Genomic DNA, 13,170 nt, shown 5'->3' on the forward strand with positions numbered 1-13,170 from the left:
GAGGCACAAGCAATCCTGAAGCAGCCAGTGGCCTGAAACTGGACAACCGAGGTGGGGCAGCGACTGCGCCCCGTCAGGAGGCCGAGCGGAATCGTTGCAGAGGGGACGAGCGGCATGGATGCCGCGAGAGGCGTGTGGGGCCATGGATGGCCCCTCTCGCCGTGCCCCCGGCGCAACGATGGAGCGAGGGAAGTCCGGCGCAGCCGGACCCGCATGCAGGGGCAAGCGTTTTGGTTCCTTTTGGGCGTTTGCAAAAGGGACTCGCCCGGGAGGGCGAAACCAGAAACACCCACAGAATTCGGCAAACAGCCTGGCTCAAGAGGTTACAGCAGCACTCAACGCAGACCGGGAGAATGAATTCGCCCCTACTGTTCAGTGCCGCATCCCATTGAGCACCAGCAGCAGCGCGGCGGTTTCGGCGTCGGGCTGGCCGTCGAACAGCTTCTGGCGGTACTTCATCTGGAAGGCAGCGATGACGTTGCGGGTTTCCTTGTCCAGCACGCCAGTCTGCGGCGTGGTGTAACCCTGGCGCGCCAGTTGCTGCTGGAACCAGCCGACGGTGGGCAGGGCCACGGCGAAGCGCGCCTGCTCGCAGGCCACCGCCCGGGCATCCGGCCAGGGCACCAGGCCGGCGTCGGCCAGGCGCTTCCAGGGGAACAGCGGGCCCGGATCGACCTTGCGCTGGGGGGCGATGTCGCTGTGGCCGATGATGCTACCCAGCGGAAGATTGTGGCGCTGGACGATGTCCTTGAGGAGCAGGATCAGGGCGTCGATCTGCTCATCGCTGAAGCTCTGGTAGACCCGCCCGCCCGGGGCATCGCGATAGCCATCGTTGACCAGTTCGATGCCGATGGTGCTGGCGTTTAACCAGGTGCGGCCCTGCCATTCGCTTTCCCCGGCATGCCAGGCGCGGCGGGTTTCGTCCACCAGGCGGTAGATCTTCGCCGGGTGGTCGCCAATCAGGTAATGGCTGCTGACGCCGTCGCGGGTCAGCAGGCGCAGGGAGTGCTCCATATCGGTGGAGGTGTAGTGCAGCACCACGTACTGCACGCGGCTGCTCTGGCTCACCGAGCGCTGGCTGTCGTCGATTTGCAGCCCACCTGCGCAACCACCGAGTAGCAGCAAGGCGAGACTTAGAACGAAGGTCTTCATGGGGTCAGGTGCAGGACGCTTTGCAGGTTGTCGAGCAGCATGTCGACGCTGAGCATGATCAGCAGCATACCGGTCAGGCGCTCCACGGCCATCAGGCCGCGATCACCGAGAAAGCGCTGCAGGAACGCGGCCTGCAGCAGGATCAGGGCAGTGCAGGCCCAGGCCAGGATCACCGCGACATAGAGTTCCCAAAGCTCGCCCTGGTGGGTGTTGCGCAGGGTCATCAGTACGGCGAGGGCCGAGGGGCCGGCCACTGCCGGGGTGGCCAGGGGCACCAGCATCGGCTCGCCACCGGGCAGGTCGCCGAGCACGCCTTCCGGACGCGGGAAGATCAGGCGCAGGGCGATGATGAACAGGATGATGCCGCCGGCGATGGCGATGGATTCTCGTGACAGGCCCAGCCCGCTGAGGATCTTGTCGCCGAAGGTGAGGAACAGCAGGAGCAGGGCGAGGGCGAACAGCAACTCGCGCAGCGCCACCTTGAGACGGCGCTCGGGGGCCACGCCCTTGAGGGCAGCGATGAAGATGGCGATGTTGCCGAAGGGGTCGGTGACCAGAAAGATCAGTACGGCAATGCCGAGGATTTCCATGGGGTGCTCCCCTGTACCAATGGGCAGAAGTGTAATGGGCGGTTGCGCTGGCGTCTGCGCGCAGTCCCTGGGGCGGATGGTGAAGCTGTTGCGAAATCTTCCCCGCTCGCAGGCCCCGGGAGAAAAAGGGCGCGAATTATAGCCGAATGCTACTGTGGTTATCGGACATGGGGCCTACAGGCCAGGATGAACGGCGAGTTGGAAATGGCCGCCGCAGGTAATGTTGTAGGTAAGGGAAACCTCGCCGAGGAAGACCGACATGCGCCGCGCGCTGCTCTGGTTGAAGCAGGATCTCAGGCTCGATGACCACCCGGCGCTCCAGGCGGCGCTCCAGGCTGATCGCCTGTTGCCTCTCTACGTCTTCGATCCCGCCTTGCTTCGCCCCTCGCCATTCGGCCCGCGTCGACTCGGCGTACATCGCGCGCGCTTCCTGCTGGAAAGCCTGGCGGCGCTGGATGCTGGCCTGCGCCAGCACGGCTCGCGGTTGATGGTGGTGCAGGGCCACGCCGAACTGGTGATCCCCACCCTGGTGGAGCACCTTGGCCTGGATGAGGTGCTGACCCTGGAAGAGATGGCTCCTTATGAGCGCGACGAGCTGCGCCGGGTGCGCCATGCCCTGGGTGTGCAACTGACCGAGCTGCAGGGCAATAACCTGCTGCGCGAGGAAGAGCTGCCACGTCCTCTGAACGAGCTGCCCTCGGTCTTCAATCAATTCCGCGAGCTGCTGGAAGCGCGCCTGCATGTCTTCCAGCCACGCCCCATCCCCCAGAACCTGCCACCGCTGCCCAGTGGCGCAGCCAGCCTGATGGAGCCACTGCCGACCCTGTCTCGCCTGGGTCTAGGCGAACCCCTGGGGGTGCCGGCCACCGCCTTTCCGTTCGCGGGCGGCGAACCTGCGGCCCTGGCGCGGCTACGTGATTACCTGTGGGAAACCCAGGGCGTGCATCAGTATCAGGAGTCGCGCAACGGCATGATCGGCAGCGAGTACTCGTCCAAGCTGTCGCCCTGGCTGGCCAACGGCAGCCTGTCGCCACGCCGCGTAGCCGCCGAGCTGCACCGCCTGGAAGCGCAACACGGTCGTAGCGAGTCGACCCAGCAATTGCGGATGGAATTGCTTTGGCGCGAGTTCTTCCGCTGGACACTGCTGCGCTACGGCAGCGCGCTGTTCCGCGCAGATGGTCTGAAAGCCACCGCACGGGCGCCGAAAACCCTCGATGAGCGCTACTTGCATTGGTGCAACGGACGCACCGGCATGCCGCTGGTGGACGCCAACATGCGCGAGCTGATGACGACCGGCTGGATGTCCAGCCGCGGTCGGCAGATCGTCGCAGCCTACCTGGTCAACGACCTGCAGCAGGACTGGCGCTACGGCGCGGCCTGGTTCGAAGAACACCTGCTGGACTACGATCCGGCGAGCAACTGGGGCAACTGGGCCTACCTCGCCGGCGTCGCCAGCGACCCGCAACGCGCACTGGCCTTCAATGCCCTGCGCCAGGCTCGCCAGTACGATCCGGAGGCGACCTATGTCAGCCTCTGGCTACCTGAGCTGCGCGGCCTGCCAATCGAACAGCGGCACACGCCGTTCATGCTCAGCGAGCCGCAGTTCGCCGGGCTCGACTATCCGCGCCTGGAGCGCATTCCGGAACACTGGAAGCCCTATCTCTCCAGCGCGGCCTGAGGATTCAGACCGGTTGAGGCAAGCCCTGGGCACCGGATTCGCCGCGTCCGTCCGGCGACTGCACCAGCGCCAGCTCGACGCGATTACGCCCTTGGTGCTTGGCCCGATAGAGCGCCTGGTCGGCACGCTGGAAGGCGACATCACTGGGCTCACCGGCCATCAAGGTCGTCAGCCCGGCGGAGAGGGTGATCGACACCCGCTCACCCTTGAAGTGGAAGGGGCAGGCCTCGATGGCCGCACGCAGGTTTTCCAGCAATTGCTTGCCGCCTTCCACGGGAGTGGAGGGCAACAGCAGGACGAACTCCTCACCACCGAAGCGGGCGATGAAGTCGGTCTTGCGCAGGCGCCGGGCGAGTTCGCCGGCGATGATCTTCAACACCTTGTCGCCGGCCAGGTGGCCGAAGCCGTCGTTGATGCGCTTGAAGTGGTCAATGTCGATCACCGCCAGCAGCAGGTCGCCGCCGTAGCGCTGCTGCCGGGCCTGTTCGATCTCCAGCCGCTCGTTCCAGGCGGCGCGGTTGGGCAGGCCGGTCAGGGGGTCCTGTAGCGCCTTCTGGCGCTGGACCTCAAGGTTGTCGTGGAAGACCTTGGCTTCATCCTCCATGGTCGCCACCCGTGCCATCAGCGCCTGCAGGCGCTCGCCCACTTCCTGCTCGCGCGCCGAACGCTGCTGCTGGTAGCGGTTCATGGTGTCGAGCAGGCCGTCGAGGCGATGCTCCAGGCTCTGCTTCAGATGGTTCAGGTCGGTGGCGTCCTGCACGCTGGCCTGCAGGCCACTGACGTGCTCGCGCAGCTGGTCGTCCAGGGCGCGGGCGCTGTCCAGTGACTCGGCATAACCTTCCTGGGCGGCGCTGAGGTGTTCGAGGAACAGCGCCAATCGCTGGTTGAGCTGTTTCAGGTAGCCGGCGAACTCGCGGTGGCCATTGTCGGTTACCGCCAGCACCAGCACGCCGAAGTCATCCAGCACCGGCACCAGCTCGTACCAGTTGAGCCCGCCTTGCAGGCGCTGGCGCAGCATTTCTGCCTGGGGCTGGTGATGTTCAGGCAGGTCCAGCTCATCCAGCAGTGACCGCAGGCTGTCGGCCACATGGGGAGCGATGGCGCTGTAGCCAGGCTCTGGCTGGGCCGGCAGGGCGTACTCGGGGTCGCCCTCGCCAGTCAGGATGGAGGCGGCCAGCGGCAGGCTGTCGAGGGTGCTGCTGCGCACCGGGGCAGTGGAGGCGGGCGCGGCTAGCACGGGCTCGACGGGCGCTGGCAGCGGTCGGGCAGGGGCAGGTTCTGCTTCGGTCGGCGGGCGGTGGTCAACGGGCTCGGGTAGGGCGTCTGCCTGGGGAGCAGGTGCGTCCGCCCGGGCACGCTCTTCGGCTTGCGGAGCAGCAGGAGCGGCTGGCGCAGGTGCGGCTTCGGCCGAAGGCTCGTCGCGTCCGTTGCCGAACAGGCGCTGCAGCAGACCGGGCCTGGCGACGGTCGCGTCTTCATTGGTAAGCGCCTGCAGTGCCTGGCCCTGGAGCACACCCAGCTCGGCCAGCACTGCCGGCAGCTCGCGGGACTGGCGCGCACGCTCGTCGATGCGCTTGGCGAACTGCTTGAGGCCCTTGCGCACTTCCCGGGGCAGGTCGAGGGCGAGCAGGCGGCTGGTGATACCGGTCAGGGCGCTGACGTTCTGTTCCACGCGCTGCTGGCGGCGTTGCTCGGAGTCCAGCACCGCCTTTTCCAGGCGCGGAATCAGAGCCGCGAGGCCGGCGTCCATCTGCTCGCCGCGGATGATTTCGCGCAGCTCCTGCATGCACTGGTCGACCGCCTTGTCGGAGCCCTCGGCCGCCAGGGAGCTGCGCACCAGGCCGCGACGCAGCAGGTCGAGGCGGGCATCCCAGCGCCTTTCCAGCTTCTCCTGCTGTTCGAGGTTTTCCAGGTATTTGGTTTTCCAGCGCTGGGCGTCGTCGCTCATGCAGGGATTCCGCGCGTGGGTTGGCTGAGGGCAAGGGGCAGGTCGGCCTGCAGTTCGACCGGCAGGCGGATGTCCACGGCCACGGGCAGGTGGTCGGATATGGGCTGGCTGAGCACCGCCACCCGCTCCAGGGTCAGGCTGGGGCTGAGCAGGATGTGGTCGAGACAGCGCTGTGGCCGCCAGCTGGGAAAGGTCGCTTCGACCTGCGGGGCCAGGAGGCCGAGGTCGCGCAGGGGCGAGCGCTCCAGCAGGTCATTGGCGTGGGTGTTCATGTCGCCCATCAGCACCAGGTGGCGATAGCCGGCCACCAACTCGCGGATGTACGCCAGTTGGCGAGTGCGGGTACGGGCGCCGAGGGACAGGTGCATCATCACCACGGCGAGGGCGTCGGAGCCCTTGCCGAAGCGCATCAGGATCGCGCCGCGACCGGGTGGGCCCGGCAGGGGATGGTCTTCCAGCAGGCTGGGTTGCAGGCGGCTGAGCAGGCCATTGCTGTGCTGGGCGATGCGCCCGAGATTGCGATTGAGCTGCTGGTACCAGTAGGGGAAGTCGCCAAGCTGGGCGAGATGCTCGACCTGGTTGATGTAGCCGGAGCGGATGCTGCCGCCGTCGGCTTCCTGCAGGGCGACCAGATCGTAGTCGCCGAGCAGGCTGCCAATGCGCTGGAGATTTCCGGCGCGGCCCGTGTGCGGCAGCAGGTGCTGCCAGCCACGGGTCAGGTAGTGACGGTATCGCTCGGTGCTGATGCCGACCTGGATGTTGAAGCTGAGCAAGCGCAGGCGGCCATCGGCGGGCAACCCGCCCCTGTCGCAATGGGGGTTCACCCGTGCATCGCACGAGCTCGCCGCCCGCTCACCCACCCAGCGTCGCAGCATCGGGCGAATGCGCCGCTTACTTCGCGGCGCGCTCCTTCTCGATCAGGTGTTCGGCGACCTTGAGGGTCTGCTCCGGGCCACCCGAGGAGCTGATGTCGAAACGGTACTTGCCATTGACCACCAGGGTCGGAACGCCGGTGATCTGGTAGGCCATGGCCAGCTTCTTGGCTTTCTCCATCTGGCCCTTCACGGCAAAGGAGTTGTAGGCCTTGAGGAAGGCGTCCTTGTCCACGCCCTGGCCAGCGAGGAATTCAGCCATCTCTTCCGGGGTAGCCAGCTTCTTGCCTTCCTTGTGGATGGCGTCGAACACGGCTTTGTGTACCTGATGCTCGACCTTCATGCTTTCGAGGGTGATGAACAACTGGCCGTGGACGTTCCACAGGCCGCCGAACATGGCAGGAATGCGCACGAAGTTCACGTCTTCCGGCAGCTTCTCAGCCCAGGGGTTGAGGGTCGGTTCGAACTGATAGCAGTGCGGGCAGCCGTACCAGAACAGCTCTACCACTTCGATCTTGCCGGGTACGGATACCGGAACCGGGCTGCTCAGCTCGACGTACTGCTTGCCGGCCTCGATGTCGTCAGCCTGGACGGCGCTCATGCCCAGCAGGCTGGCACCGGCAAGAACGGCGGAAAGGATCAGGTTACGCATGCTTCACTCCTTGAGGGGTAATGGGGCCGCGAGGGCGATGATTCGACCTGCGGCTACACAGCGGGTTCCGGCCATTGTAGCGGGCCGCAGAACGAAAAAGGGTGGCCGAGGCCACCCTTGTTCAGATTCCAGACAACGGGTCTTAGTGCAGACCCTGGATGTAGCTGGAAACCGCTTCGATATCCTTGTTGCTCAGCTTGGCCGCGATGCCGCGCATGACCATGGTGTCACCATCGTTGGTGCGGTTGCCTTCGCGGAAGTCGGTCAGCTGCTTGGCCACGTACTGGGCATGCTGGCCGCCCAGGTGCGGGAAGCCGGCAGTCGGGTTGCCGGAGCCGTCCGGAGCGTGGCAGCCGGTGCAGGCAGGCATGCCTTGGTCCAGCTTGCCGCCACGGAAGAGGGCTTCACCACGGGCGACCACTTTCGGGTCGGCGGCACCGACGCTGCCCTTCTGGCTGGAGAAGTAGGCGGCGATGTCGGCCATATCCTGGTCGCTGACGTTGGTCAGCAGGCCGGTCATTTCCAGCACGGTACGGTTACCGGCCTTGATGTCCTTCATCTGCTTGAGCAGGTAGCGTTCGCCCTGGCCAGCCAGTTTCGGGAAGTTCGGGGCGGCACTGTTGCCATCGGGACCGTGGCAAGCGCCACAAACAGCGGCCTTGGCCTGGCCAGCCTTGGCGTCGCCAGCGGCGTGGGCCATGCCGGTGATGCCCAGGGTCAACAGCAGACTCACGATTACTTTGTTCATCAGCTAATCCAACTACGGCTAAAGGGTAAAGGTGTTATGTGCCGGGCTACTTTATTGGCTCATCCATTGGATGACGGCCTTGTAGTCCTCGGCACTGCAATCCATGCACAGGCCTTTCGGCGGCATGGCGTTCAAACCATTGGTGACGCTCTGCACCAGAGTGTCGATGCCCTTGGCCAGTCGCGGTTCCCAGGCAGCCTTGTCGCCCTTTTTCGGCGCCATCGGCAGCTGACCAGAGTGACAGGCACCACAGGCCCTGTTGAAAACCGCTTCCGGATCCTGAGCCGCCTGAGCGGCGAAGGACAGCGCCGCAAGGCTAGCGACGAGCAGTACTTTCTTCATGATCAACCTCATCGGGAGGGCATTGCCGCGCATTCTTTCGTGCGTCGGTCGTTGCCGTGGACACCAGACCCTGGGGGATAAAGCGCACACTAAATCTGCGGCATTATATACTGGCGAGGCATAAACGGAAACGAAACCGCCCTATGCGACACCGCGTCGCACCCCTGGATTCCCCATGTCATTGAAGAACCCCATTCTTGGCCTGTGCCAACAGGCCCGCTTCCTCATCAGTGCCGCCAAGGTCGACCAGTGCCCGCCGGACAGCGGCCTGGAAGTGGCCTTTGCCGGGCGTTCCAACGCCGGCAAGTCGAGCGCGCTGAATACCCTGACCCACGCCAGCCTGGCGCGCACCTCGAAAACCCCGGGGCGCACCCAGTTGCTGAACTTCTTCTCCCTGGATGAAGAACGTCGCCTGGTAGACCTGCCCGGCTACGGCTACGCCAAGGTGCCGATCCCCCTCAAGCAACACTGGCAACATCACCTGGAGGCCTACCTCAGCAGCCGCGAAAGCCTCGCCGGGCTGATCCTGATGATGGACATCCGCCACCCGCTGACCGACTTCGACCGGCTGATGCTGGACTGGTCCACCGCCGGCAACATGCCCATGCACATCCTGCTGACCAAGGCCGACAAGCTGGCCTTCGGCGCGGCGAAGAACGCCCTGCTCAAGGTGCGTCAGGAAATCCGCAAGGGCTGGGGCGAGGGCGTGAGCATCCAGCTGTTCTCGGCGCCCAAGCGCCAGGGCATCGAGGAAGCCCATGCAGTGCTGGCGCACTGGCTGCAGCTGGATCTGGAAGAAGGCGAGGCCGACGCCTGAATTCCGGGCAAAAAAAACCCCGGACTTCGTATGGGGAGGGGGAAGTTCGGGGTCTAAGTCTGAACCGCTAGGGCGGGGTTCAGATATCTGCCAACACTAAACACAGCAAAAGGAGCATCGAAAGGCTTCACCAGCCATTCATGTGTGTGACTCCCCCGCCTCGCAGAAAGTTCAGACCGCCCCTAAAAACAGTTTGCTATCAAAAAAATCTGGTTATTCGATCAGGAAATAAGCATTTGTTTCAGCCGTGAAACAGATGCTTGCCCCGAAGGCGCACTCAGTGCGCCTCATCCCAGTTGTCACCCACGCCCACTTCCACCACCAGCGGCACATCCAGCTCGGCGGCACCGCTCATGAGCGGGCGAATCTGCTCGGAAACCTGATCCACCAGGTCCTCGCGCACTTCCAGCACCAGTTCGTCGTGCACCTGGAGGATGACGCGGACGTCCAGGCCACTTTCCTGCAGCCAGTTATCCACAGCCACCATGGCGCGCTTCATGATGTCGGCCGCGGTGCCCTGCATCGGCGCGTTGATCGCGGTGCGCTCGGCGCCCTTGCGCATGGCCTGGTTCTTGGAGTGGATTTCCGGCAGGTACAGGCGGCGGCCGAACAGGGTTTCGACGAAGCCCTGCTGCGCGGCCTGCTCGCGGGTGCGCTCCATATAAGCCAGCACGCCCGGATAGCGAGCGAAGTAGCGGTCGATGTAAGCCTGGGCTTCCTTGCGCTCGACGCCGATCTGCTTGGCCAGGCCGAAGGCGCTCATGCCGTAGATCAGGCCGAAGTTGATCGCCTTGGCGCTGCGGCGCTGGTTTGGGCTGACCTCGTCCAGCGGCACGCCGAACACCTCGGAAGCGGTTGCACGGTGCACGTCACGGTCATGGCGGAAGGCGTCCAGCAGGCCTTCGTCCTTGGCCAGGTGGGCCATGATGCGCAGCTCGATCTGCGAATAGTCCGCCGCCAACAGCTTGTAACCCTTGGGAGCGACGAAGGCCTGGCGGATGCGCCGGCCCTCGGCGGTGCGGATCGGGATGTTCTGTAGGTTCGGATCAGAGGACGACAGGCGCCCGGTCGCCGCCACCGCCTGGTGGTAGGAGGTGTGGATACGTCCGGTGCGCGGGTTGATCTGCTCCGGCAGCTTGTCGGTGTAGGTGCTCTTGAGCTTGCTCAGGGAGCGGTACTGCATGATCACCTTGGGCAGCTCGTAATCCTGTTCGGCAAGGTCGGCGAGCACGTTCTCGGCAGTGGAAGGCTGGCCGGTCGCGGTCTTGGCCAGCACCGGCAGGCCGAGTTTTTCATAGAGGATGGCGCCGAGCTGCTTGGGCGAGCCGAGGTTGAACTCCTGCCCGGCCAGCTCGAAGGCCTGGCGCTCCAGGGCAACCATCTTCTCGCCCAGCTCCAGGCTCTGCTGACCCAGCAACGTGCCGTCGACGTAGGCGCCGTTGCGCTCGATGCGTGCCAGGACCGGCACCAGCGGCATCTCGATTTCGCGCAGCACCTTGGCCAGGGAGGGAATGGCTTCCAGCTTCTGCCACAGGGTCTGGTGCAGGCGCAGGGTGACGTCGGCATCTTCAGCCGCATAGGGGCCGGCCTGCTCGATGGCGATCTGGTCGAAGGTCAGCTGCTTGGCGCCTTTGCCGGCAATGTCTTCGAAACGGATGGTGCTGTGCCCCAGGTACTTGAGGGACAGGCTGTCCATGTCGTGGCGGGTGGCCGTGGCGTCCAGCACGTAGGACTCAAGCATGGTGTCGAAGGTGATGCCCTGTACGGCGATAGGCGTCGTGGCGTTGGCCAGGACGTTCATGTCGTACTTGGCATGCTGGCCGACCTTGGCCTTGTTCGGGTCTTCCAGCAGCGGCTTGAGGGCCTTGAGCACGGCGTCGCGATCGAGCTGCGCCGGTACGCCCATATAGCTGTGGGCCAGGGGCACGTAGGCGGCTTCACCGGCTTCCACAGCGAAAGATACGCCCACCACCTGCGCCTGCTGGGCGTCGATGCTGGTGGTTTCGGTGTCGAAGGCGAACAGCGGGGCGGCTTCCAGCTTCTTCAGCCAGGCGTCGAACTGCGCCTGCTCCAGGACCACCTCATAGCGTGCCTCGGCCTTGGCGGGCGCAGCTTCGACGAGTTCCAGTTGCTCGCCGTCGGACTTGGCCTGGCGCTGCAGGTCGTCCAGCCAGGTCTTGAATTCCAGGGTGCGATACAGCTCGGCCAGGGCCTCGCGGTCGGGTTCGCCGGGGTGCAGGGCGTCGATCTCGACGTTCAGTTCGACGTCGCACTTGATGGTCGCCAGCTTGTAGGACAGGTAGGCCATGTCCTTGTGCTCTTCGAGCTTGGCCGGCAAGCCCTTGGCGCCGCGGATCGGCAGGGCGGGCACCTTGTCCAGGCTGGCGTAGAGGACATCCAGGCCACCGCCCACGCCGGTGAGCAGACCGAGGGCGGTCTTCTCGCCGACCCCGGGCACGCCGGGGATGTTGTCCACCTTGTCCCCCATCAGCGCCAGGTAGTCGATGATGAGCTCAGGACCGACACCGAATTTCTCCTTCACGCCATCCACGTCCAGCGTGCTACCGGTCATGGTGTTGACCAGCGTAATGTGCCCGTCGACCAGTTGCGCCATGTCCTTGTCACCGGTGGAGATCACCACCGGACGCCCGCCCGCTGCACTCTGCCGGGCCAGGGTGCCGATCACGTCGTCGGCTTCCACGCCCTCCACACAGAGCAGCGGCAGCCCCAGTGCACGCACGCTGGCATGCAACGGTTCCACCTGTACGCGCAGCTCATCCGGCATCGAGGGGCGATTGGCCTTGTACTCGGCGAACATCTCATCGCGGAAGGTGCCGCCCTTGGCGTCGAACACCACCGCGAAGGGGCTGTCCGGGAACTGCCGGCGCAGGCTCTTGAGCATGTTCAGCACGCCTTTGACCGCGCCCGTGGGCAGGCCGGCCGAAGTGGTCAGCGGCGGCAGGGCATGGAAGGCGCGGTACAGGTAGGAGGATCCGTCCACCAGGACGAGGGGGGCTTGGCTCATGCGTGAATTCAACCTTTATTCACCGGACCCGAAGTAGAATGGACCGATCATTGACGAGAAGGGACAAGGTTACCATGCGCGCACTGAACCGCCTTTTGCTGGCCGGCCTGCTGGCTCTCGCACCAGTCGCCACCTTCGCCGCAGACGAGCCGTCCGCCGAGCCGGACGTGACCATCCGCCAGGAAGGCGACAAGACCATCCAGGAGTACCGCGTCAACGGCATCCTCTACGCCATCAAGGTGACACCCAAGGGTGGCAAGCCGTACTTCCTGGTCCGCGCCGACGGCGAAAACAATTTCGTCCGCTCGGACTATCCCGACATGCTCATCCCAGCCTGGGAAATCTTCAGCTGGTAGCGCACACGCAACCCCGTAACAAGGTAGTCCAATGTCTGTATTCACTCCGCTCGAACGTCCGGAACTGGAAGCTTTCCTCGCCCCCTACGGGCTGGGTCGGCTGAAGGACTTCCAGGGCATCGCCGAAGGCTCCGAGAACAGCAACTTCTTCGTCAGCCTGGAAGGGGGTGAATACGTACTGACCCTGGTGGAGCGCGGCCCGGTCCACGACCTGCCGTTCTTCATCGAACTGCTGGATGTGCTCCACGACGCGGACCTGCCGGTCCCTTTTGCGCTGCGCACCGGGGGCGGCGACGCCCTGCGCGAACTCGCCGGCAAACCGGCGCTGCTGCAACCGCGCCTGCCGGGCAAGCACGTGCACCAGCCCAATGCCCACCACTGCGCCGAGGTCGGTGCCCTGCTGGCACGCCTGCACCTGGCCACCCGCGAGCGGGTTCTGGAGCGCAAGAGCGATCGCGGCCTGGACTGGATGCTCGATGAAGGCCCGACGCTGGCCCTGCAACTGGACGAGACGGCCCTGCCACTGCTGCGTGACGCGCTGAAGGAAATCGGCGAAGTGAAGGCGCGTTTCCTCGCCCTGCCGCGCGCCAACCTGCACGCCGACCTGTTCAAGGACAACGCCCTGTTCGACGGCCCCCACCTGTCCGGCCTGATCGACTTCTACAACGCCTGTTCCGGGCCGATGCTCTACGACCTGGCCATCTGCCTGAACGACTGGTGTTCGGACGCCGACGGCCGCCTCGACGGCCAACTCGCCCGCGCCCTGCTCGGCGCCTACGCCGCGCTGCGCCCTTTCACCGCCACCGAAGCCGAACTCTGGCCGACCGCCCTGCGCATCGCCTGCGTGCGCTTCTGGCTGTCGCGCCTGATCGCCGCCAATGCCTTCGCCGGGCAGGACGTGCTGATCCACGATCCGAGTGTGTTCCAGCGGCGTCTCGCGCAGCGGCAGAAGGTGGAGTTGCCGCTGCCGTTTGCGCTCTGAGCCAGGCC

12 protein-coding genes are annotated in these 13,170 nt (G+C 65.1%); 4 read left to right on the plus strand and 8 right to left on the minus strand.

Annotation, left to right across the window (positions count from 1 at the left end; genetic code table 11):
• Nucleotides 1–372: 372 nt before the first annotated feature.
• Entirely contained in the window at nucleotides 373–1,152 is a 780-nt protein-coding gene (locus E8E91_RS07860) for an N-acetylmuramoyl-L-alanine amidase (protein ID WP_280375288.1), read from the minus strand.
• Complete coding sequence (locus E8E91_RS07865) at nucleotides 1,149–1,742, minus strand: MarC family protein (RefSeq protein ID WP_190828904.1); 594 nt, start codon at nucleotides 1,740–1,742, stop codon at nucleotides 1,149–1,151. Before E8E91_RS07865 ends, E8E91_RS07860 begins: the two co-directional genes overlap by 4 nt.
• A 259-nt stretch (nucleotides 1,743–2,001) precedes the next feature.
• On the opposite strand from E8E91_RS07865, the gene E8E91_RS07870 reads away from it, so the two are divergent.
• On the plus strand, nucleotides 2,002–3,420 hold the full coding sequence (locus E8E91_RS07870; protein WP_280375289.1) for a DASH family cryptochrome: 1,419 nt from the start codon (nucleotides 2,002–2,004) through the stop codon (nucleotides 3,418–3,420).
• Between the two features lie 4 nt (nucleotides 3,421–3,424).
• Here the strand turns inward: E8E91_RS07870 and E8E91_RS07875 are convergent, their stop codons facing one another.
• From E8E91_RS07875 to E8E91_RS07895, 5 genes are all read right to left on the minus strand, one after another.
• Nucleotides 3,425–5,368: a GGDEF domain-containing protein gene (locus E8E91_RS07875; protein WP_280375290.1), complete on the minus strand. Its 1,944-nt coding sequence runs from the start codon at nucleotides 5,366–5,368 to the stop codon at nucleotides 3,425–3,427.
• The gene (locus E8E91_RS07880) at nucleotides 5,365–6,243 is read right to left on the minus strand and encodes an endonuclease/exonuclease/phosphatase family protein (RefSeq protein WP_280363489.1); all 879 of its coding nucleotides are present in this window, start codon (nucleotides 6,241–6,243) and stop codon (nucleotides 5,365–5,367) included. Before E8E91_RS07880 ends, E8E91_RS07875 begins: the two co-directional genes overlap by 4 nt.
• 16 nt (nucleotides 6,244–6,259) lie before the next feature.
• A complete protein-coding gene (gene dsbA / locus E8E91_RS07885) occupies nucleotides 6,260–6,892 on the minus strand; it encodes a thiol:disulfide interchange protein DsbA (RefSeq protein ID WP_190828911.1) in 633 nt (210 codons plus the stop codon).
• Nucleotides 6,893–7,034: 142 nt separating this feature from the next.
• Nucleotides 7,035–7,640: a c-type cytochrome gene (locus tag E8E91_RS07890; RefSeq protein ID WP_280375291.1), complete on the minus strand. Its 606-nt coding sequence runs from the start codon at nucleotides 7,638–7,640 to the stop codon at nucleotides 7,035–7,037.
• 51 nt (nucleotides 7,641–7,691) lie between these two features.
• Nucleotides 7,692–7,982: a c-type cytochrome gene (locus tag E8E91_RS07895; protein ID WP_280363484.1), complete on the minus strand. Its 291-nt coding sequence runs from the start codon at nucleotides 7,980–7,982 to the stop codon at nucleotides 7,692–7,694.
• 175 nt (nucleotides 7,983–8,157) lie between these two features.
• On the opposite strand from E8E91_RS07895, the gene yihA reads away from it, so the two are divergent.
• The gene (gene yihA, locus E8E91_RS07900; RefSeq protein WP_280375292.1) at nucleotides 8,158–8,799 is read left to right on the plus strand and encodes a ribosome biogenesis GTP-binding protein YihA/YsxC; all 642 of its coding nucleotides are present in this window, start codon (nucleotides 8,158–8,160) and stop codon (nucleotides 8,797–8,799) included.
• A gap of 277 nt (nucleotides 8,800–9,076) precedes the next feature.
• On the opposite strand, the gene polA is transcribed toward yihA, so the two are convergent.
• Entirely contained in the window at nucleotides 9,077–11,824 is a 2,748-nt protein-coding gene (gene polA / locus E8E91_RS07905) for a DNA polymerase I (RefSeq protein WP_280375293.1), read from the minus strand.
• Nucleotides 11,825–11,898: 74 nt separating this feature from the next.
• Between polA and E8E91_RS07910 the strand changes: the two genes are divergently transcribed.
• A complete protein-coding gene (locus E8E91_RS07910) occupies nucleotides 11,899–12,180 on the plus strand; it encodes a DUF2782 domain-containing protein (protein ID WP_280375294.1) in 282 nt (93 codons plus the stop codon).
• 31 nt (nucleotides 12,181–12,211) lie between these two features.
• Nucleotides 12,212–13,162, plus strand: a complete 951-nt coding sequence (locus E8E91_RS07915; RefSeq protein ID WP_280375295.1) for a homoserine kinase — start codon at nucleotides 12,212–12,214, stop codon at nucleotides 13,160–13,162.
• Nucleotides 13,163–13,170: the final 8 nt, after the last annotated feature.

The sequence above is a fragment of the Pseudomonas sp. BN515 genome (genome assembly GCF_029873155.1).
Lineage (GTDB): Bacteria > Pseudomonadota > Gammaproteobacteria > Pseudomonadales > Pseudomonadaceae > Metapseudomonas.

Excerpts from the sequence above, each read along its gene's own strand:
- E8E91_RS07860 (WP_280375288.1), bottom strand. The coding sequence starts at position 1,152 with ATGAAGACCTTCGTTCTAAGTCTCGCCTTGCTGCTACTCGGTGGTTGC.
- E8E91_RS07865 (WP_190828904.1), bottom strand. The coding sequence starts at position 1,742 with ATGGAAATCCTCGGCATTGCCGTACTGATCTTTCTGGTCACCGACCCC.
- E8E91_RS07870 (WP_280375289.1), top strand. The coding sequence starts at position 2,002 with ATGCGCCGCGCGCTGCTCTGGTTGAAGCAGGATCTCAGGCTCGATGAC.
- E8E91_RS07875 (WP_280375290.1), bottom strand. The coding sequence starts at position 5,368 with ATGAGCGACGACGCCCAGCGCTGGAAAACCAAATACCTGGAAAACCTC.
- E8E91_RS07880 (WP_280363489.1), bottom strand. The coding sequence starts at position 6,243 with ATGCTGCGACGCTGGGTGGGTGAGCGGGCGGCGAGCTCGTGCGATGCA.
- dsbA (WP_190828911.1), bottom strand. The coding sequence starts at position 6,892 with ATGCGTAACCTGATCCTTTCCGCCGTTCTTGCCGGTGCCAGCCTGCTG.
- E8E91_RS07890 (WP_280375291.1), bottom strand. The coding sequence starts at position 7,640 with ATGAACAAAGTAATCGTGAGTCTGCTGTTGACCCTGGGCATCACCGGC.
- E8E91_RS07895 (WP_280363484.1), bottom strand. The coding sequence starts at position 7,982 with ATGAAGAAAGTACTGCTCGTCGCTAGCCTTGCGGCGCTGTCCTTCGCC.
- yihA (WP_280375292.1), top strand. The coding sequence starts at position 8,158 with ATGTCATTGAAGAACCCCATTCTTGGCCTGTGCCAACAGGCCCGCTTC.
- polA (WP_280375293.1), bottom strand. The coding sequence starts at position 11,824 with ATGAGCCAAGCCCCCCTCGTCCTGGTGGACGGATCCTCCTACCTGTAC.
- E8E91_RS07910 (WP_280375294.1), top strand. The coding sequence starts at position 11,899 with ATGCGCGCACTGAACCGCCTTTTGCTGGCCGGCCTGCTGGCTCTCGCA.
- E8E91_RS07915 (WP_280375295.1), top strand. The coding sequence starts at position 12,212 with ATGTCTGTATTCACTCCGCTCGAACGTCCGGAACTGGAAGCTTTCCTC.